The organism is Pseudomonas sp. R3-18-08 (assembly GCF_003852065.1).
Lineage (GTDB): Bacteria > Pseudomonadota > Gammaproteobacteria > Pseudomonadales > Pseudomonadaceae > Aquipseudomonas.
Genome location: NZ_CP027729.1, coordinates 1,634,138 through 1,654,450, shown reverse-complemented (window position 1 = coordinate 1,654,450; position 20,313 = coordinate 1,634,138). Strand labels below are relative to the sequence as shown.

The 20,313-nt window shown below is 60.9% G+C and carries 14 protein-coding genes and 1 pseudogene; 5 read left to right on the top strand and 10 right to left on the bottom strand.

The genetic code is table 11. The features are described from left to right. Positions 1 to 24: 24 nt before the first annotated feature. Entirely contained in the window at positions 25 to 2,172 is a 2,148-nt protein-coding gene (gene fadB / locus C4J92_RS07555) for a fatty acid oxidation complex subunit alpha FadB (protein WP_124403417.1), read from the bottom strand. A 572-nt stretch (positions 2,173 to 2,744) separates the two neighbouring features. Beyond that, positions 2,745 to 3,182 (bottom strand): hypothetical protein, encoded by a 438-nt coding sequence (locus tag C4J92_RS07550; protein WP_124403416.1) that lies wholly within the window; start codon positions 3,180 to 3,182, stop codon positions 2,745 to 2,747. Between the two features lie 105 nt (positions 3,183 to 3,287). Between C4J92_RS07550 and C4J92_RS07545 the strand changes: the two genes are divergently transcribed. Further along, complete coding sequence (locus C4J92_RS07545) at positions 3,288 to 3,728, top strand: universal stress protein (protein ID WP_104502144.1); 441 nt, start codon at positions 3,288 to 3,290, stop codon at positions 3,726 to 3,728. 180 nt (positions 3,729 to 3,908) lie between these two features. On the opposite strand, the gene C4J92_RS07540 is transcribed toward C4J92_RS07545, so the two are convergent. After that, positions 3,909 to 5,828, bottom strand: coding sequence for an ATP-binding cassette domain-containing protein (locus C4J92_RS07540; protein WP_124403415.1), 1,920 nt, complete (start codon positions 5,826 to 5,828; stop codon positions 3,909 to 3,911). Positions 5,829 to 6,041: 213 nt separating this feature from the next. Between C4J92_RS07540 and C4J92_RS07535 the strand changes: the two genes are divergently transcribed. After that, entirely contained in the window at positions 6,042 to 7,970 is a 1,929-nt protein-coding gene (locus tag C4J92_RS07535) for a transglycosylase SLT domain-containing protein (protein ID WP_124366264.1), read from the top strand. Between the two features lie 78 nt (positions 7,971 to 8,048). Here C4J92_RS07535 and C4J92_RS07530 read toward each other — a convergent pair. Together C4J92_RS07530 and C4J92_RS07525 are read right to left on the bottom strand one after the other, a co-directional pair. Then, positions 8,049 to 8,804, bottom strand: a pseudogene (locus tag C4J92_RS07530) (Fic family protein); the annotation flags it as partial. Between the two features lie 63 nt (positions 8,805 to 8,867). After that, positions 8,868 to 10,634, bottom strand: a complete 1,767-nt coding sequence (locus C4J92_RS07525) for an ABC transporter transmembrane domain-containing protein (RefSeq protein WP_124403413.1) — start codon at positions 10,632 to 10,634, stop codon at positions 8,868 to 8,870. 245 nt (positions 10,635 to 10,879) lie between these two features. Here C4J92_RS07525 and C4J92_RS26945 point away from each other — a divergent pair, with 245 nt between their 5' ends. After that, positions 10,880 to 11,053 (top strand): PA1571 family protein, encoded by a 174-nt coding sequence (locus C4J92_RS26945; protein ID WP_164485237.1) that lies wholly within the window; start codon positions 10,880 to 10,882, stop codon positions 11,051 to 11,053. Positions 11,054 to 11,107: 54 nt separating this feature from the next. Here C4J92_RS26945 and pdxB read toward each other — a convergent pair whose 3' ends face one another. Further along, entirely contained in the window at positions 11,108 to 12,250 is a 1,143-nt protein-coding gene (gene pdxB / locus C4J92_RS07520) for a 4-phosphoerythronate dehydrogenase PdxB (protein ID WP_124403412.1), read from the bottom strand. Between the two features lie 196 nt (positions 12,251 to 12,446). Between pdxB and C4J92_RS07515 the strand changes: the two genes are divergently transcribed. Then, complete coding sequence (locus C4J92_RS07515; protein ID WP_124403411.1) at positions 12,447 to 13,670, top strand: MATE family efflux transporter; 1,224 nt, start codon at positions 12,447 to 12,449, stop codon at positions 13,668 to 13,670. A gap of 107 nt (positions 13,671 to 13,777) precedes the next feature. Here C4J92_RS07515 and tusA read toward each other — a convergent pair whose 3' ends face one another. Together tusA and rlmM are read right to left on the bottom strand one after the other, a co-directional pair. After that, on the bottom strand, positions 13,778 to 14,023 hold the full coding sequence (gene tusA / locus C4J92_RS07510) for a sulfurtransferase TusA (RefSeq protein WP_124370025.1): 246 nt from the start codon (positions 14,021 to 14,023) through the stop codon (positions 13,778 to 13,780). Positions 14,024 to 14,044: 21 nt separating this feature from the next. After that, complete coding sequence (gene rlmM / locus C4J92_RS07505; RefSeq protein WP_124403410.1) at positions 14,045 to 15,121, bottom strand: 23S rRNA (cytidine(2498)-2'-O)-methyltransferase RlmM; 1,077 nt, start codon at positions 15,119 to 15,121, stop codon at positions 14,045 to 14,047. Between the two features lie 191 nt (positions 15,122 to 15,312). Between rlmM and acnA the strand changes: the two genes are divergently transcribed. Continuing rightward, positions 15,313 to 18,054, top strand: coding sequence for an aconitate hydratase AcnA (gene acnA, locus C4J92_RS07500; protein ID WP_124403409.1), 2,742 nt, complete (start codon positions 15,313 to 15,315; stop codon positions 18,052 to 18,054). A 124-nt stretch (positions 18,055 to 18,178) separates the two neighbouring features. Here the strand turns inward: acnA and C4J92_RS07495 are convergent, their stop codons facing one another. Beyond that, on the bottom strand, positions 18,179 to 19,114 hold the full coding sequence (locus C4J92_RS07495) for an aspartyl/asparaginyl beta-hydroxylase domain-containing protein (RefSeq protein ID WP_124370023.1): 936 nt from the start codon (positions 19,112 to 19,114) through the stop codon (positions 18,179 to 18,181). 139 nt (positions 19,115 to 19,253) lie between these two features. Then, positions 19,254 to 20,228 (bottom strand): cysteine synthase A, encoded by a 975-nt coding sequence (gene cysK, locus C4J92_RS07490; RefSeq protein ID WP_124403408.1) that lies wholly within the window; start codon positions 20,226 to 20,228, stop codon positions 19,254 to 19,256. Between the last annotated feature and the right edge of the window lie 85 nt (positions 20,229 to 20,313).

The following is a 20,313-nucleotide window of genomic DNA, read 5'->3' as shown; positions in this document are numbered from 1 at the left end:
TTCTCGCTCTAGTCGATTGGGCGCTTAACCGAAGAAGCTCTGGCCATTCTTGGCCATTTCACGCAGCTTCGCGGTCGGGTGGTACAGCGGGCCCAGATCAGCGTATTTGTCAGCCAGGGCAACGAACTCGGCCACACCGATCGAGTCGATGTAACGCAGCGCACCACCACGGAACGGAGGGAAACCAATACCGTACACCAGGCCCATATCGGCTTCGGCGGCGGTCTCGACGATGCCGTCTTCCAGGCAACGTACGGTTTCCAGGCACAGGGCGATCATCATCCAGTTGATGATGTCCTCATCGGACACCTCACGCTGCTCGTAGATGACGGGTGCGAGTACTTCGTGCACCGACGGGTCGGCCACTTTCTTCTGCTTGCCCTTCTTGTCAGCCTCGTAGGCGTAGAAGCCTTTGCCGTTCTTCTGGCCCAGGCGCTTGGCTTCGTAGAGTGCGTCGATCGCCGAGCGGCGGTCGTCTTTCATGCGGTCCGGGAAGCCTTCAGCCATGACGTCGCGACCGTGGTGGCCGGTGTCGATGCCGACCACGTCCATCAGGTACGCAGGGCCCATTGGCCAGCCGAATTTTTCCATGACCTTGTCGATGCGCACGAAGTCCACACCGGCGCTGACCAGTTTGGCGAAACCGCCAAAGTACGGGAACAGTACGCGGTTGACCAAAAAGCCCGGGCAGTCATTGACCACGATCGGGTTCTTGCCCATTTTCTTGGCGTAGGCAACGGTGGTGGCAATGGCCAGCTCGCTGGACTTCTCGCCACGGATCACTTCCACCAGCGGCATCATGTGCACCGGGTTGAAGAAGTGCATGCCGACAAAGTTTTCCGGACGCTTGAGGGCCTTGGCCAGCAAGCTGATGGAAATGGTCGAGGTGTTGGAAGCCAGAATGGTGTCGTCTTTGACGTGGGCTTCGACTTCAGCCAATACGGCCTGCTTGACCTTCGGGTTCTCGACAACGGCTTCGACGACCAGGTCGACGTGGCCGAAATCGCCGTAGGACAGCGTAGGACGAATGCCGTTAAGCACTTCAGCCATTTTCGCAGCGGTCATACGACCCTTATCAACGCGGCCTACCAGCAGCTTGGCGGCTTCGGCCAAGCCCTGCTCGATACCGTGTTCGTTGATGTCTTTCATCAGGATCGGCGTGCCTTTGGACGCCGACTGGTAAGCTATACCGCCGCCCATGATACCGGCGCCCAGTACGGCGGCCTGTTTCACGTCCTTGGCGATTTCGTCGTAGGCCTTGGCCTTTTTCTTCAGTTCCTGATCGTTCAGGAACAAGCCGATCAGGCTCTGTGCAGCCGAGGTTTTCGCCAATTTGACGAAGCCTGCCGCTTCCACTTCCAGGGCTTTGTCGCGACCGAAGTTCGCGGCCTTCTGGATGGTCTTGATCGCTTCGACCGGTGCCGGGTAATTCGGGCCGGCTTGGCCTGCCACGAAACCTTTGGCGGTTTCGAACGACATCATTTGTTCGATGGCGTTGAGCTTGAGCTTTTCCAGCTTCGGCTGACGCTTGGCCTTGTAGTCGAATTCGCCGCTGATGGCGCCCTTGAGCAGGTTCAGCGCGGCTTCGGCCAGTTTGTCCGGGGCAACCACGGCATCGACAGCACCGACTTTCAGCGCGTCTTCAGCACGGTTTTCCTTGCTGGCGGCGATCCATTCGATGGCGTTGTCGGCACCGATCAGGCGCGGCAGGCGCACGGTGCCGCCAAAGCCCGGGTAGATGCCCAGCTTGACTTCAGGCAGACCGATCTTGGCGGTAGCGGACATGACACGGAAGTCTGCCGCCAGGCACATTTCCAGGCCGCCGCCCAGGGCGATACCGTTGATCGCAGCAACGGTGGGTACGTTGAGGTCTTCGAAATCGCTGAAAATCTTGTTGGCTTCGAGGTTGCCAGCCACCAGCTCGGCATCGGGCAGCTTGAAGTTGTCGACGAATTCGGTGATGTCAGCGCCGACGATGAATACGTCCTTGCCGCTGGAGACGATCACGCCCTTGACCGAAGCATCTGCTTTGATGGTGTCTACGGCCTGACGCAGTTCGTTCAGGGTTAGACGGTTGAACTTGTTGACGGACTCACCCTTGAGGTCGAATTTCAATTCGACGATGCCACTTTCAAGAGCCTTAACCGTGATGGCTTTACCTTCGTAAATCATCAACTGATCTCCACGATATGGAAGCTGAACAGTACACACCGGACGCTGGCCTCTGGTTGGACATTGACAGCTGCATCAATGCTCACGCCAATCCGCCAGGCACACCCGCCAGTGCGATAGTCGGGGTTATGTCAGAGTCGCCTGTAGGACAAACGCTCAATTCATACGCCCGTTTGATTTGGGTACGCCACCTTCATCCAATTCCGAGCAATTGTCAATCGCTCCAAAGGCTAGGAAAAACGCGACTTTCCAGTCATTTCAGAACCCGAAGCGCAAGATAGCAACCCGTCAATATTTAACTATTCACAAGATCAATAATAGGAAACATATGGGAAAGCACTGTACAGAAACGGATTGGCGGCTAGGCTAACGGCAACTTGAAGATCTACCGGCCTGCCTGGCCAACTCCAGCCCGATGATGAGTCGGGCTTTTTATTGCCCGGCGTTCCGGTTTTTCTGTAGGAGCGAGCTTGCTCGCGAAAATCGCCAACCATAACGCAGCTACCTCAGCTTTAACGCGGCGCTCTCAGGTTTTTCGCGAGCAAGCTCGCTCCTACAATGAGTGGGTTATGTCAGGCCAATGCCTTGAGCAGCGCATCAATATCCTTCAGCACGCTCGCCTCGCCCTTCTCGCCCCAATACAAGGCGATCATTTGCTTGTCGGCCTCGACCTTGTACACATTGGCCGGCAGCGTCGAAAAATACGGCAACAACTTCTCATCCACGCAGACCTCGCGCCATTGATTGACCCACACCCCCGGCTCCAACTGCCAGTAACTCCAGAGGGCCGGCGTGCTGCCGCGTCGTGGTCGGCAATACTGCGCGCAGGGGCTCGGCGGCTCTTGTTTGAGCCAGTGCGGCCACTCCTGGGGCGCCAGTTGCATGGCCAGCCCGATGCGGCGCGCCTCCATGCGCAGGGCCATGCGCCCGCTCTGATGGCGCGACGGGCGCAGCCATGCCAGAGGGCTCAGGACCACCACAAGGATTGACACCACTATCCAGACCGTCATATGTGTACTCCCGAATTTCTAGATGAGCGGATTTGACCTGACGCAACCGCATCCGCTTGAAAGCAGCCATACTGAACTTATTGCAGTCCCCTGGAGGAACGCCCCATGCCCTACACACATATTCTGGTCGCGGTCGACCTGACCGAAGAGTGCGATCCAGTGATCAAGCGCGCGCAGGAATCTGCATTGGCCAATGGCGCCATATTGTCGTTGGTGCATATCGTCGAGCCCATGGCCATGGCCTTTGGCGGTGACGTGCCGATGGACCTTTCCCAGTTGCAGCAACAACAATTTGACCAGGCCAAGGAGCGCCTGGATCGTTTGATTCTCAAATACCCGCACCTGAAAAAAGAAGACTGCCACCTGACATACGGCCAACCGCGCCAGGAAATCCACCACTTGGCCAAGGAAAAGGCTTGCGACTTGATCGTGGTGGGTAGCCATGGTCGTCACGGTTTGGCGTTGTTGCTGGGTTCTACTGCCAATGATGTACTGCACGGCGCGCCGTGCGATGTATTGGCGGTGAAGCTGGTAAAAAATACTTAAGTACGCTGGAAACCCAATGTGGGAGGGGGCTTGCCCCCGATAGCAGTCTGTCAGTTGATACATCTGGTGACTGATACACCGCTATCGGGGGCAAGCCCCCTCCCACATTTTGACCGCATTTCATATAAAAAAGCCCGGCGCTCATAAGAGCGCCGGGCTTTTTCATTGTGCGAAGGTCACTCAGCCATCCAGCTCGGCCCAACGCTCAACCAGCACTTCCAGCTCCTGGTTCAACGTCTCCAGGGAAGCGATGACCGCAGCGGTTTCCGCCGCCGGACGCTGGTAGAAACCCGCGTCAGCCATTTCCGCTTCCACCGCGGCGATCTGTTGTTCCTTGGCGTCGATATCGCCCGGCAACGCTTCCAGCTCGCGCTGCAGCTTGTAGCTGAGTTTTTTCTTCGCAGAGGGTGCAGCTTCCGGTGCCGGAGCAGCAGCGGCCACGGGCGCGACGACTGCGGAGGTCAAGTCGGCCTTGCCGGACTTGCTCTCGGTTACGCCCAGCAGGCGCGGCGAGCCACCCTGGCGCAGCCAGTCCTGATAACCACCGACGTACTCGCGCACCTTGCCCTCGCCTTCGAAGACCAGGGTACTGGTAACCACGTTGTCGAGGAATGCCCGGTCGTGGCTGACCATCAGCACGGTGCCGTTGAAGGTCAGCAAGACCTCTTCCAGCAGCTCGAGGGTTTCCACGTCGAGGTCGTTGGTCGGTTCATCGAGCACCAGCAGGTTCGCCGGTTTGCTGAACAGCTTGGCCAGCAGCAGGCGCGCACGCTCGCCACCGGACAAGGCTTTCACCGGTGTACGCGCACGTTGCGGGCTGAACAGGAAGTCGCCCAGATAGCTGAGTACGTGGCGGCTCTGGCCGTCGATGTCGATAAAGTCGCGGCCTTCGGCAACGTTGTCGATCACGGTTTTTTCCAGGTCCAACTGGTGGCGCAACTGATCGAAGTAGGCCACGTCGATGCGCGTGCCCTCTTCCACCGTGCCGCTGGTCGGCTGCAGACCGCCGAGCATCAGCTTGAGCAAGGTGGTCTTGCCGGTACCGTTGGCGCCCAGCAGGCCGATACGGTCACCGCGCGCCAGGACCATGGAGAAGTCCTTGATCAGGAACGGGCCTTCCGGGTGATGGAAGCTGACGTTCTCCAGCACCATCACCTGCTTGCCCGACTTGTCGGCGGTATCGAGCTGGATATTGGCCTTGCCGGTGCGTTCACGCCGTTCGCTGCGCTCAACCCGCAGGGCTTTCAACGCACGCACGCGGCCTTCGTTACGGGTGCGGCGCGCCTTGATACCCTGGCGGATCCAGACTTCTTCCTGGGCCAGCTTCTTGTCGAACAGGGCGTTGGCGGTCTCTTCAGCCGAGAGTGCAGCTTCCTTGTGCACCAGGAAGCTGGCGTAGTCGCCGTTCCAGTCGATCAGGCCGCCACGGTCCAGCTCCAGGATGCGCGTGGCCAGGTTCTGCAGGAAGGACCGGTCGTGCGTGATGAACAGCACGGCGCCCTGGAAATCCTTGAGGGCTTCTTCGAGCCAGGCGATAGCGCCGATGTCCAGGTGGTTGGTCGGTTCGTCGAGCAGCAGCAGATCCGGCTCGGACACCAACGCCTGGGCCAGCAGCACGCGCCGACGCCAGCCACCGGACAATTGGGCGAGGGTCTTGTCGGCGGGCAATTGCAGGCGGCTCAGGGTGCTGTCCACCAGTTGCTGCAGGCGCCAGCCGTCGCGGGCTTCGAGGTCTTGCTGGACGTGCATCAGCTTGTCCAGGTCGGCTTCGGTGACGCAGTTCTGCGCCAGGTGATGGTATTGCGCAAGCAATTCGCCAACGCCGTCCAGGCCTTCGGCAACCACGTCGAACACTGTCCGCTCGTCGGCTACCGGCAATTCCTGCGGCAATTCGCCGATCTTGAGGCCTGGGGCACGCCAGACAGAGCCTTCATCGGGCTTCTGGTCGCCTTTTACCAGCTTCATCATGCTGGACTTGCCGGTGCCGTTGCGGCCGATGATGCACACCCGCTCACCACGGGCGATCTGCCAGGACACCTTGTCCAACAACGGCATAGCGCCGAAAGCAAGGGACACATCGCTGAATTTGAGCAGGGTCATACACTTCTCCAAAAACTGGGCGCGCATTCTACCTGAGTTGAGGGTGGGATGCGGCCAGCATTTTCTCTGCCGACACGTTCAGCAGGACATTTGCCGCGAACTTGAACCAACCGGCCGGCAAAGCTTTCGCCGGCCGCTGGCAAAAGGCTAAGCTAGGGGCAATCAGTGTCGGCGGTGCCGGTGCTAGTCGTGATTTCTCTGCACGGACGTCTCATGCGCAGTCGCCTTTTCAACTTTTTATCCTGCCTGCTTCTCTCCGCCACCGCCGTTCAATCTGCCCAGGCCGTGGACCTCACCACCCAACGTCAATATTACGATGAAGCCAAGCGCGCCCTGGCCAAGGGTGACAGCGGCCCGTACATGCAATACAGCCAGGCCCTGGCCGACTACCCGCTGACGCCGTACCTGGCCTATGACGAACTGACCGCGCGTCTTAAAACCGCGAGCAATCAGGAAATCGAACAGTTCCTCGCCAAAAACGGCGACCTGCCCCAGGCCAATTGGATGAAGCTGCGCTGGTTGCGCTGGCTGGCCGAACGGGGTGACTGGCAGACCTTTGAAAAGTACTACGATGCCAAGCTCAATTTCGTCGAGCTGGACTGCCTGCACGGCCAGTTCCAACTGACCCACAACCTCAAGGCCGAAGGCTACAAGACCGCCGAAAAGCTGTGGATGACCGGCAAAACCCAACCGGCGGCCTGTGATGCGACCTTTGGCCAGTGGGCGTCTGATGGTCAGCTCACCGAACAAAAAATCTGGGACCGCGCCAAGCTCGCCGCCGAAGCGCGCAACTACGCGCTGGCCAACAGCCTGGTGAAAACCCTGCCAACGCTCGGCGCACAAGGCCGCCTGATGATCGACGTGGCGCAAAAGCCCGATATGCTCAGCGACCCGTCGCGTTTTCTGCCGGCCACCGAGGCCATGTCTGACGCCGTAGGCCTGGGCCTGCGTCGCCTCGCACGCCAGGACCCGGACAAGGCCATGGCCCTGCTGGACGGCTACGCCAGCAGCATGCACTTCTCCCGTGACGAAAAAGTCTCGATTGCCCGGGAAATCGGCCTGACCCTGGCACGCCGCTACGATCCTCGCGCGTTGGACGTGATGACCAAGTACGACCCGGAGCTGCGCGACAACACTGTCTCCGAATGGCGCCTGCGCCTGCTGTTGCGCCTGGCGCGCTGGGAAGATGCGTACCAGTTGACCCGCAAGCTGCCGCAGGATCTGGCCACCACCAACCGCTGGCGCTACTGGCAGGCACGCAGCCTGGAATTGGCCGAACCGAAAAACCCGCAGGCGTTGGTGCTGTATAAAAACGTGGCCAAGGAACGCGACTTCTACGGCTTCCTCGCCGCGGACCGTTCCAAGACCCCTTACCAGTTGAACAACAAGCCGCTGGTGATGAGCCAGGCGCTGGTCAATAAAGTGCGCAATACCCCAGGCGTGCGCCGGGCCCTGGAGTTCTACGCCCGTGGCCAGATCGTCGACGGCCGCCGCGAGTGGTACCACGTCAGCCGTCACTTCAACCGTGACGAGATGGTCGCGCAGGCGAAGCTGGCCTACGACATGAAGTGGTACTTTCCGGCGATCCGCACGATCAGCCAGGCGCAATACTGGGACGACCTGGACATCCGCTTCCCGATGGCCCACCGCGACACCCTGGTGCGCGAAGCCAAGGTGCGCGGCCTGCATTCAAGCTGGGTGTTCGCGATCACCCGCCAGGAAAGCGCGTTCATGGACGACGCCCGCTCCGGCGTCGGCGCCAGCGGCCTGATGCAGCTGATGCCCGGTACGGCCAAGGAAACCGCGCGCAAGTTCAGCATTCCCCTGGCCTCCCCGGCCCAGGTACTGGACCCGGACAAAAACATCCAGCTCGGCGCCGCCTACCTGAGCCAGGTGCACAGCCAATTCAACGGCAATCGCGTGCTCGCTTCCGCCGCCTACAACGCCGGCCCCGGCCGAGTGCGTCAGTGGCTACGCGGTGCGGACCACTTGAGTTTCGACGTGTGGGTGGAAAGCATCCCGTTCGACGAGACCCGTCAGTATGTGCAGAACGTGTTGTCTTATTCGGTGATCTACGGGCAGAAGCTCAATTCACCGCAGCCGTTGGTGGATTGGCATGAGCGGTATTTTGATGATCAGTAAGGGAGGGAGCTTCAAGCGCTAAGTTTGAAGCGACAAGAAAATGCCCGCGTTATGCGGGCATTTTTTATGAAGTGGTTACACCGCCTCGGCCAACGCCAGATTCAGGGCTTGCAACATGAACTCTACAAAAGGTGTCGCTTCTGCCTGCTGATCCGCCGCCGAAAGCGCCGCATAGTAGGCATCCTGCTGATCCCGGATGACTGCTTCCACTGGCAGGTAAGCCAGCACCGGGCGCCACTGGCTGAGTATCAACGTTTGCCAGAGCCGCCCCATGCGGCCATTACCGTCTGCAAATGGGTGGATGAACTCGAATTCATAATGGAATACGCAACTGGCGATCAAAGGGTGCCAATCTGAAACTGACTGCCACTGCAGCAAGTCATCGATGAGGTGAGCCACGCGGCTCGCAGGCGGCGCCATATGCACCAGTTGTTCGCCACGATAAATGCCGACGCCTGACTGGCGAAGCCGTCCGGCATCGTCTATCAGTCCAAACATCAGCAGTTCGTGGGCTTTCAGCAGGTCGGCACGATCGCTTGGCGTCCATTGCGGCATCGCTTCATAGGCTGCAAACGCGTTGTGCACTTCCTGGATTTCCCGTGGCAACCCCAATACCCGCTTTCCCTCCAGGACAGCAGTGACCTGCTCGATGCTGAGCGTATTGTTCTCGATGGCGAGCGAAGCCTGAATAGTACGAATCCTGTTACCGCGCCTCAACTGAGGCGTCTGGCGGCTATCGTCACCGACTGAGAGCTGGCCGATTTGCTCACTGATATTGGCCACCAGAGCCAGCATCTTTGTCGTCAGCGTCAACGGAGGTTGATAACGGCTCATATCCTCATCCAGATCATTAGCGAAAAACCACATGATGCCCTAAGGCGTAGCCATACCGCAGCATCATTGCACTTGCACACCCTCACTGAACTGCAACGCCGCCAACCGCGCATACAGCGGATTGCTCGCAATCAACTGCTGATGTGTGCCCACGGCTACCAGCTTGCCCTGGTCCATCACCGCGATCCGGTCGGCGTTCTTCACCGTGGCCAGGCGGTGCGCAATCACCAGGGTGGTGCGGCCCTGCATCAATTGCGGCAGGGCTTGCTGGATCAGGTGTTCGCTCTGGGCATCGAGGGCGCTGGTGGCTTCGTCCAGCAGCAGGATGGGTGCGTCTACCAGCAACGCGCGGGCGATGGCCAGGCGTTGACGCTGCCCCCCGGAGAGGCCCAGGCCACCGTCGCCGAGGTGGGTCTGGTAGCCCTCGGGCATTTGCAGGATGAAGTCATGGGCATGGGCGATGCGGGCTGCGGCTTCGACCTGCTCGCGGGTGGCCGTCGGGTTACCGTAGCGGATGTTGTCTTCGATGCTGCCAAAAAACAGCGCCGGGCTCTGGGACACCAGCGCGAAGTGGCGGCGCAGGTCCTGCGGGTCGAGTGCGGTCAGCGGCTGCCCTTCGAGCAGTATGCGGCCGTGCTGGGGGTCGTAGAAGCGCAGCAGCAAGTCGAAGAGCGTCGATTTGCCTGCGCCGGAAGGCCCCACCAAGGCGAGGGTTTCGCCAGGGTTGACGCTCAGGTTCAGGCCGTCGATGGCGTAACTGTCTGGCCGTGACGGGTAGGAAAAGCGCAGATCCTGCAGCTCCATGCGCCCGCTGACCCGTTCCGGCAGCCGTACGCCACCGCTGGCCGGCGCCTGGATGTCGTTGCTCGATTGCAACAGTTCGCCAATCCGCTCCGCCGCACCGGCGGCCCGCTGCAGCTCGCCAAGCACTTCACTCAAGGTGCCGACAGCGCTGCCGACGATCAGGCTGTAGAACACGAACGCCGCCAGCTCGCCGCCGGAAATGCGCCCGCTGATCACGTCCATCCCGCCGACCCACAACATCACGCCCACGGCACCGAGCACCAGCATGATCACCAGGGTAATCAGCCAGGAACGTTGCAGGATGCGTTTGCGGGCGGTGGTGAACGCCTCTTCCACGGTGAGGGCGAAACGCTGCTCGTCCTGCGCCTGATGGTTATAGGCCTGCACGGTCTTGATCTGGCCCAGGGTCTCGGACACATAGCTGCCGACATCGGCGATGCGGTCCTGGCTCTGGCGCGACAGGCTGCGCACGCGCCGGCCAAAGATCAGGATCGGCGCCAGCACCAGCGGCAACGCCACCACCACAATGCTGGTGAGCTTGGGGTTGGTGATGAACAACAGCACGATACCGCCGATGACCATCAGGGCATTGCGCAGGAACAGCGACAGCGATGAGCCGATCACCGATTGCAGCAGGGTGGTGTCGGTGGTCAGGCGTGACTGAATTTCCGAGCTGCGGTTGTTTTCGTAGAAGCCCGGATGCAGGTAGATCAGGTGGTTGAACACCTGCCGGCGAATGTCCGCCACCACCCGCTCGCCAATCCACGACACCAGGTAGAAGCGCGTGAACGTGCCCACCGCCAGGCCCACCACCAGCACCATGAACAGCGCGATGGACTGATTGAGCAGGTGCGGTGACTGGGTCATGAAACCCTGGTCGACCAGCAGGCGGATACCTTGCCCCATGGACAAGGTGATGCCGGCGGTAACGATCAGCGCAAGCAGGGCACCCAGCGCCTGCCAGCGGTAGGGCGCAATGAAGCGGGTGGCCAGGCGAATCGCACGGCGTTGACGGACAGAGAACATTTAGGGCTTCACCAATGAGGAGACTATTGATCAACATTGGGGGAACTTGGGCAAATAGCAATGAGTCAGGTTAATTATGCCCGCCGATGCAAGCCGCTAGAGGCTATCGGTCTAAGACTGATCTGGAAATATGTGCCGGTTTCTGGTGGACTGGGTGTTCGAACCGATGATCGTGTAAGGAGTTGTAATAGCTCGGTCACGCGGGGGAATTAAAGTAGGTACACAACCTGATGAGGAGACAGGCCATGACCTTGCAAAACAGCAGCGATGCCAAAATTGAAGTGATCCGCCAACCGCAGGAGCTGCCTTGCTCGTACATCGATGCCAAGGGCCGCGAAGTGCAGATTACCGAAGAAATGATCCAGCAAGCCTGCAGCGAACTGGAACAGCGCCTGGTCAAGCCTGCACAGCAAGGCTGAAGCGCCAACGCTCTTGCAAACCCGGCCCAGGTGGCCGGGTTTTTTATTGGGTGTTTAAACGCAGACCGCGCCCAGTGCGGTCACGATGTTCGACAACACGGCCGACTCACCGTCGATGCGCACCTTCAAGCCGTCAATCTCACGACGCTCCGGGTAATGCTTGCGCAACAGGTCGAATGCCTTGCGCTGCTCTTCTACTGTTCCTACCAGGCTGCGACGCAAATCCGCATCGTCCCGGCGTGGGTCGTACACACTGCGGCACAAGGTCGCCAGCGCCCAGGCCGGGTCGGTCGACGCGTTCAAGTGCACCTCGGCCAGCCACGGTTGCGGCAGCAGGTTGCGCAAATGAATGCTCGGTTCCTGGCCCAGGTGCGCACAGAACGCCTGGTAGATCTGCGCCGTACCGCGCTGCTTGCCGTCGAGGCTGTAGCCGGCGATATGCGGCGTAGCCAGCACGCACAGGTCAGCCAGGTCGGCATCCACTTGCGGCTCGCCTTCCCACACGTCCAGCACGGCTTGCAGGTCTTCGCGCTCCAGCAACACCTCGCGCAGCGCGGCGTTGTCCACCACCGCGCCTCGGCTGGCGTTGATCAGCCAGGTGCCGGGCTTGAGTTGCGCAAGGCGCTGGCGATCGAACAGATGCCAGGTGGAACCATTGCCGGACTTGGTCAGCGGCGTGTGCAAGCTGATGACATCGCATTGCTCGATGATCTGCTGCAGGCTCACGTAATCGCCGTCTTCGGCGATCTGCCGTGGCGGATCACACACCAGCACGTTCCAGCCCAGGCCCTTGAGCACCTGGACCAGCCGCCCGCCGACCTCGCCGGCGCCAACGATGCCGTAGGTGCGCCGGCTGAGGTCGGCGCCTTCGATTTCGGCCAGGGTCTGCAAGCTGCCCAGCACATAATCCACCACGCCCCGGGCATTACAGCCGGGTGCGCTGGACCACTGGATACCGGCCTGCCTGAAGTAATCGAGGTCCAGATGATCGGTGCCGATGGTGCAGGTGCCGACAAACCCCACCTTGGTGCCCTCGAGCAAGGCCCGGTTGACGTTGGTCACCGAACGTACCAGCAGCACATCGGCCTGCTCGACCGTGGCGCGGTCAATGGAACGGCCGGGCACGCGGCGAATCTCGCCAACCCCCTGGAAAAATGCATCGAGCAGCGGAATATTTTCGTCGGCAACAATCAGCATGGCAGGCTCCTTTGGCGGATCAGCAGTGTACAGCCTTGTGAGGATCCGATGTGGGAGGGGGCTTGCTCCCTCCCACAGGGATCTGTTGTGTTTAGTCGATTGTTTACAAATCCCCAACACAGGTTTTTTCCTGACCGTTGCGTCAAAGCGTAGAATCCGCCGTCCTTGCGACTGCCTTTTTATTGGACACCTGTACGTGAACACTGCCACCGCTACCCTCACCCGCCCCGCCCGTATCAGCCGGGAAGTGCGCGACCTGCTGACGCTGGCCTTGCCGATCATCATCGGCCAACTGGCAACCACCGCGATGAGCTTTGTCGATGCGGTGATGGCCGGACGTGTCAGCCCCCAGGATCTGGCGGCGGTTGGCCTGGGTAACTCGATCTGGATCCCGGTCTACCTGTTGATGACCGGCACCCTGCTGGCCACCACGCCGAAAGTCGCGCAGCGCTATGGCGCAGGCAAGTACAGCGAAATCGGGCCATTGGTGCGCCAGTCTCTGTGGCTGGCCGTGGTGGTCGGCATCACGGGTGCGCTGCTGTTGCTGTGCGCCGAGCCGGTGCTGCATGCGATGAAGGTCGAGCCGGCCCTGATCGAGCCGTCCATGGGCGGCGTAGGCTGCGGCTGGGCCACGGCGATTGCGATGTGGGTGATGATGCTCGGCCTGGCCGGGTGGACCCGCTGGGGCCCGGCCTATCAGAGCAGCGAATTGTTCAAGCGCTTCGACTGGCCACAATGGGCGGTGATCAAGCGTGTATTAGGGATCGGCCTGCCGATTGGCGTGGCGATCTTTGCCGAGTCGAGCATCTTCGCGGTGATCGCCCTGCTGCTGGGCAGCCTGGGGGCTACCGTGGTGTCCGGCCATCAGATCGCGCTGAATGTCAGTTCCCTGGTGTTCATGATCCCCTACTCCCTGAGCATGGCCGTCACCGTGCGCGTCGGCCAGGCCCTGGGCCGTGGCGAACCGCGTGAAGCCCGCTTCGCCGCCGGCGTTGGCATGGGCACCGCATTGGCCTATGCCTGCCTGTCCTGCAGCCTGATGCTGGTATTTCGCGAGCAGATTGCGGCGATCTACACCCCCGACCCGGTGGTCATCCACCTGGCATCGATGCTGATCGTGTTCTCGGCGTTGTTCCAGTTCTCCGACTCGATCCAGGTGACCGCTGCCGGCGCGCTGCGCGGCTATCAGGACACCCGGGTCACCATGCTGCTGACCCTGTTCGCCTACTGGGGCGTGGGCTTGCCGGTGGGTTACGCCCTGGGGCTGACCGACTGGTTGGGCGAACCCAGCGGCCCAAGCGGCTTGTGGCAAGGCCTGATCGTCGGCCTGAGCTGCGCGGCAGGCATGTTGCTGGTGCGCCTGGCGCGCAGTGCACGCCGGCGCATCCACGCCGACAAGGCGCTCACGCGCGCCCTGTAGGAGCGAGCTTGCTCGCGAAAAACGCTAACGATAACGCAGCGCTTCTGGTTTAACGCGGCGCTCTCAGGTTTTTCGCGAGCAAGCTCGCTCCTACAAGGGTTCGGCGGTCAATCGGCTTTCTTGCGGATCCAGTAAAGGTACGTGCCGGCGTCTTCCTGTTGACTGACAAGTTCATGGTCGAGGAACACGCAGAATTTGGGAATATCGCGGCGGGTCGACGGGTCAGTCGCGATCACCTTGAGCAGGCCGCCCGCAGGCAGGTCGCGGATGTGCTGGTGCAGCATCATTACCGGCTCCGGGCAATTGAGGCCGGTGGCGTCGAGGGTGCCATCGACGGGTAAATCAACGCTCATAGTTCACTCCTGACAGTGAGATCAGTGCTTTCTCGATTTCTTGACGTCCACCAGCCGGCGTAGATGGCAGGTGACTTCTTCGCGGTCGTGGTACAGCTGCTTGCAGCCGATCTCCACACGAATGCCGCGTGCCTTGAAGCCGTCTTCGATGCGCTCCAGCAAACGCTTCACTTCGGCATACCGCTGCTTCATCGGCAGCTTGAGGTTGACCACCGCCTCGCGGCAATACCCCTCGCCGATCCAGGTTTCCAGCAATGCCGCGTTGCGCGCCGGCTTCTCGACAATATCGCAGACCATCCAGTCCACCGGCTGCTTGGGCACGAAGGTAAAGCCATCGGCCATCAAGTGCTGCACCAGGCCGGTGTCCATCAGGCTTTCGGCCATGGGGCCGTTGTCAATGGCGGTCACCAGCATGCCCCGGTTGACCAGCTGCCACGTCCAGCCGCCGGGGGCCGCACCGAGGTCGACACCGGTCATGTCGCCATGCAGGCGTTCGTCCCACTGCTCGCGAGGAATGAAGTGGTGCCAGGCCTCTTCCAGTTTCAGGGTCGAGCGGCTTGGGGCTTCACGCGGGAACTTCAAACGCGGGATGCCCATCGGCCACATCGCTGAATTGTTCGATTCGGCGAGACCCATGAACACTTCGCGGCCGCTCTTGAACGTCAGCAGCAGGCGCGGCTTGCTCGGGTCGTCCACCAGCCTGCCGGCGTTCAGCAAGGCTTTGCGCAGGTGAACCTCGAATTTCTTGCAGAAGTTCGACAGTTCCTTGCCGTCGTTGGTATCGACCATCTCCAGCCACAAACTGCCGCACACCGGGAATTCACGCAGGTGGGCGAGGATCACGCTGATGCGGTCGGTTTCCGGCAGGTCGATGAACACCCCGCGCGCCCATTGCCTGGGGAAGATCAGCTCGGCGAAGCGCTGGCCGTGCATCAGGCGTTGCGCGCCGTCTTCTTCAGTGCAGACAAATTCGGCGCAAGCGCTGCCGGTCTTGGCCTTGGCGTAGCCGGAAACGTTCAGGCGCGCGGCATGTTCCGCGATCTCGGAACAGACCTCGCCTTCAAAACCCGGGCGGCAGTGCATAAAAAGGGCGTTCAATTGAATCTCCTGGCAACGGGATTGCTCTATCGCAATACCTGTCATGAAAACGCGCGCATCATAGCCGAGTTCGGAACCTTGGACTTAAGCATAGAGTCCAGTTATTAGCCTGCTAATGAAAATCGCGCTAAGTTGAACGCTCTGTTCGTCCCGTCAGGTCCGTGGCCGTGCGGATCAAAAGGAGTCATGTAATGTCATCCCTTGATAGCCTGAGAACCCTTAAGACCCTGCAAATAGACAGCAAGACCTACCACTACTTCAGCCTGCCCGAAGCCGCCAAGAGCCTGGGTGACCTGGACAAGCTGCCGATGTCGCTCAAAGTGCTGCTGGAAAACCTGCTGCGCTGGGAAGACGCCAAGACCGTCACCGGCAACGACCTCAAGGCCATCGCCGCCTGGCTCAAGGAACGCCGGTCCGACCGTGAGATCCAGTACCGCCCCGCCCGCGTGCTGATGCAGGACTTCACCGGCGTGCCCGCCGTGGTCGACCTGGCCGCCATGCGCGCCGCCGTGGCCAAGGCCGGGGGCGACCCGCAGCGCATCAACCCGCTGTCGCCGGTCGACCTGGTGATCGACCACTCGGTGATGGTCGACAAATTCGGCAACGCCGACGCCTTTGAGCAAAACGTCGACATCGAAATGCAGCGCAACGGCGAACGCTACGCCTTCCTGCGCTGGGGCCAGAGCGCCTTTGACAACTTCAGCGTGGTGCCGCCGGGCACCGGCATCTGCCACCAGGTCAACCTGGAATATCTGGGCCGCACCGTGTGGACCAAGGATGAAGACGGCCGCACCTACGCTTTCCCCGATACCCTGGTGGGTACCGATTCCCACACCACCATGATCAACGGCCTCGGCGTGCTCGGCTGGGGCGTGGGCGGGATCGAAGCGGAAGCGGCGATGCTCGGCCAGCCGGTGTCTATGCTGATCCCGGAAGTGATCGGCTTCAAGCTCACCGGCAAATTGAAAGAAGGCATCACAGCCACCGACCTGGTGCTGACCGTGACCCAGATGCTGCGCAAAAAAGGCGTGGTCGGTAAGTTCGTCGAATTCTATGGCGACGGCCTGGCTGATCTGCCCCTGGCCGACCGCGCCACCATTGCCAACATGGCGCCTGAATACGGCGCTACCTGCGGCTTTTTCCCGGTCGATGAGGTGACGCTGGACTACCTGCGCCTGTCCGGTCGCCCGACGGAAACTGTCAAGCTGGTCGAGGCCTACACCAAGGCCCAGGGCCTGTGGCGCAACGCCGGCCAGGAGCCGATCTTCACCGACACCCTGGCCCTGGACATGGGCAGCGTCGAAGCCAGCCTTGCCGGGCCGAAACGCCCGCAGGACCGTGTCGCCCTGCCCAATGTCGGCCAGGCGTTCAGTGATTTCCTCGACCTGCAATTCAAACCCACCAGCAAGGAAGAAGGCCGCCTGGAAAGCGAAGGCGGTGGCGGCGTCGCCGTGGGCAATGCCGACCTGGTGGGCGAAGCCGATTACGAATACGAAGGCAACACCTATCGCCTGAAAAACGGTGCCGTGGTCATCGCGGCCATCACCTCCTGCACCAACACCTCCAACCCCAGCGTGATGATGGCGGCCGGGCTGGTGGCGAAGAAGGCCGTGGAAAAAGGCCTGACGCGCAAGCCATGGGTCAAGACCTCCCTGGCGCCGGGTTCGAAAGTGGTTACCGACTATTACAAGGCGGCCGGCCTCACCCACTACCTGGACACCCTCGGTTTCGACCTGGTGGGCTACGGCTGCACAACCTGCATCGGCAACTCCGGGCCGCTGCCCGAGCCGATTGAAAAAGCCATCCAGCAAGCCGACCTCACCGTTGCCTCGGTGTTGTCCGGCAACCGCAACTTCGAAGGCCGCGTGCACCCACTGGTGAAAACCAACTGGCTGGCCTCGCCGCCCCTGGTGGTGGCCTACGCGTTGGCGGGTACGGTGCGTATCGACATCAGCAGCGAGCCCCTGGGTAATGACCAGCAGGGCAATGCGGTGTACCTCAAGGACATCTGGCCCAGCAGCCAGGAAATCGCCGACGCGGTGGCCCAGGTCAGCACGGGCATGTTCCACAAGGAATACGCCGAGGTATTTGCCGGCGATGCACAGTGGCAAGCGATTGAGGTGCCGCAGGCGGCGACTTATGTGTGGCAGAAGGATTCCACCTATATCCAGCACCCGCCGTTCTTCGACGATATCGCCGGGCCGCTGCCGGTGATCGAAGACATCAAGGGCGCCAACGTGCTGGCCCTGCTCGGTGATTCGGTGACCACCGACCACATCTCCCCCGCCGGCAACATCAAGACCGACAGCCCGGCCGGCCACTACCTGCGCGAGCAAGGCGTGGAGCCACGGGACTTCAACTCCTACGGCTCACGCCGAGGCAATCATGAAGTGATGATGCGCGGCACCTTTGCCAATATCCGGATCCGCAACGAAATGCTCGGCGGCGAGGAAGGTGGCAATACGCTGTATATCCCGACCGGCGAGAGAATGGCGATCTACGATGCCGCGATGAAATACCAGGCATCGGGCACGCCATTGGTGGTGATCGCCGGCCAAGAGTACGGCACCGGCTCGAGCCGCGACTGGGCGGCAAAGGGCACCAACCTGCTGGGCGTCAAGGCAGTGATCGCTGAAAGCTTCGAGCGAATCCACCGCTCCAACCTGGTGGGCATGGGCGTGCTGCCGTTGCAGTTCAAGCTAGACCAGAACCGCAAGTCGCTCAAGCTCACCGGCAAGGAAAAGATCGATATCCTCGGGCTGACGAATGCCGAGATCGAACCCCGGATGAACCTGACGTTGGTGATTACCCGGGAAGATGGCCGCAGCGAGAAGATCGAGGTGCTGTGCCGGATCGATACGCTTAACGAAGTGGAATACTTCAAGGCAGGCGGTATCTTGCATTACGTGCTGCGCCAGTTGATCGCCTCTTAAGCAACACTGCAAAACCAATGTGGGAGGGGCTTGCTCCCGATGCCGGAGTGTCAGGTTAAACATCTTTACCTGATACACCGCTATCGGGAGCAAGCCCCCTCCCACATTCTTGACCGCGCTCCGATCAGAACAACCACTTCCACAGCAATACCAGCACAACCACCGCCAACACCGGCCGCGCAATGCGGTAGGCCTTGGGATGCTTGCGCTTCCACTGCTTGACCTGGCCGCTGAACTTGTCACTGAAGGTCTTGCTCCAGGCATACGCCTGGTTGATCCCACCCACGCGCTCGTCGTCGAGGTTCTGCGGCGCGGTGGCACGCCCCAGCTGTTTGCTGACCCAACGATTGACGCGGGTCATCAGGCGGTTGCTCAACGGGCGTTCGATGTCGCAGAACAGGATCACACGGGTTTGATCGGTTTCGTTCTTGACCCAATGCACATAGGTTTCGTCGAACATCACGTCTTCACCGTCGCGCCAGGCATAGACCTGGCCGTCGACAAAGATGCGGCAGTCGTCGGAGTTCGGCGTGGACAGCCCCAGGTGATAGCGCAGGGAGCCGGCGAACGGGTCGCGGTGCGGGTTCAGGTGGCTGCCGCCCGGCAACAGCGCAAACATCGCGCCCTTGACGTTGGGGATACTGCTGACCAGCGCCACGGTTTTCGGGCACAGGGCCTCGGCCGATGGCAGGGGTTTGTCGTACCACTTGAGGTAGAAGCGCTTCCAGCCTTTCTTGAAGAACGAGCCGAAACCGGCATCGTTGTTCTTTTCGGCGGCGCGGATGTAGCCCTCGTCGAACAGGTGCATGGCCTCTTCGCGGATCACTTCCCAGTTGTCCTTGAGCACGTCCAGTTCCGGGAACTTGCTGCGGTCCAGGTAGGGCTTGGACGGTACCGCAGAAAACAGGTACATCAAGGCGTTATACGGGGCGAACAGCGCCGAATGGTTGACGAACTGGCGCAGCATCGGCAAACGGGCCTTGCCGCGCAGGTGTACGTACAGCGTGCTGCCGATAAACAGCAGCAGCACCGACAGTTTGGCGGCCAAAGAAAAGGTCATGCAGCAACTCCTGGAAATAAGCGCCTGGCCAACAGCAGACGTAACAGCCGGCCATGATAAACATTTGGGCCATTATGCAGAAGGCCTTGGCCAACCGGCTGACCTGAATCAACACGCCGTCGCCCTGTGGTGCAGGCGCTCAAGCCTGGTTTTCCTGCTCGGTAAACAGATCGCTGAACAACATGCTCGACAGGTAACGCTCACCGGAGTCCGGCAGGATCACCACGATGGTCTTGCCCTGCATTTCCGGTTTCTCGGCCAGGCGCACCGCTGCCGCCATGGCCGCACCGCAGGAGATGCCGCACAAAATGCCTTCTTCCTGCATCAAGCGCAGGGCCATGGCCTTGGATTCGTCGTCGGTGACCAGCTCCACGCGGTCGACCATCGACAGGTCGAGGTTTTTCGGCACGAAACCGGCGCCAATGCCCTGGATCTTGTGCGGGCTGGGCTTGATCTCTTCGCCGGCCAGCGCCTGGGTAATCACCGGCGACACGAGCGGCTCCACTGCCACTGACAGAATCGGCTTGCCCGCCGTGTGCTTGATATAGCGCGACACACCGGTGAGGGTGCCGCCCGTGCCCACGCCCGCCACCAGCACATCGACGGCGCCGTCGGTGTCGTTCCAGATTTCCGGGCCGGTGGTTTTCTCGTGGATGGCAGGGTTTGCCGGGTTTTCAAACTGGCCCGGCATAAAGTAGGTGCCAGGGTCTCCGGCGACAATTTCTGCGGCCTTTTCAATCGCGCCTTTCATACCCTTGGCCGGTTCGGTCAGCACCAGCTCGGCGCCGAGGGCCTTGAGCACTTTACGGCGCTCGATGCTCATGGACGCGGGCATGGTTAGCAACAGTTTGTAGCCGCGTGCCGCCGCCACGAACGCCAGGCCGATCCCGGTATTGCCGGAGGTGGGCTCGACAATGGTCATGCCCGGCTTGAGTTTGCCACTGCTTTCCGCGTCCCAGATCATGTTGGCGCCAATGCGGCACTTCACCGAGTAGCCCGGGTTGCGCCCCTCGATCTTGGCCAGGATGGTGACCCCGCGCGGTGCGATGCGGTTGATCTGCACCAGGGGCGTATTACCGATGGAGTGCGCGTTGTCTGCAAAGATGCGGCTCATGACGGATCCTATTTGGCAATGTCCAGAAAGGTCCCAAGGGTATGCCTCGTGCCACTAGGCGTCCAGTCGGAGGAACGTTGCGCCC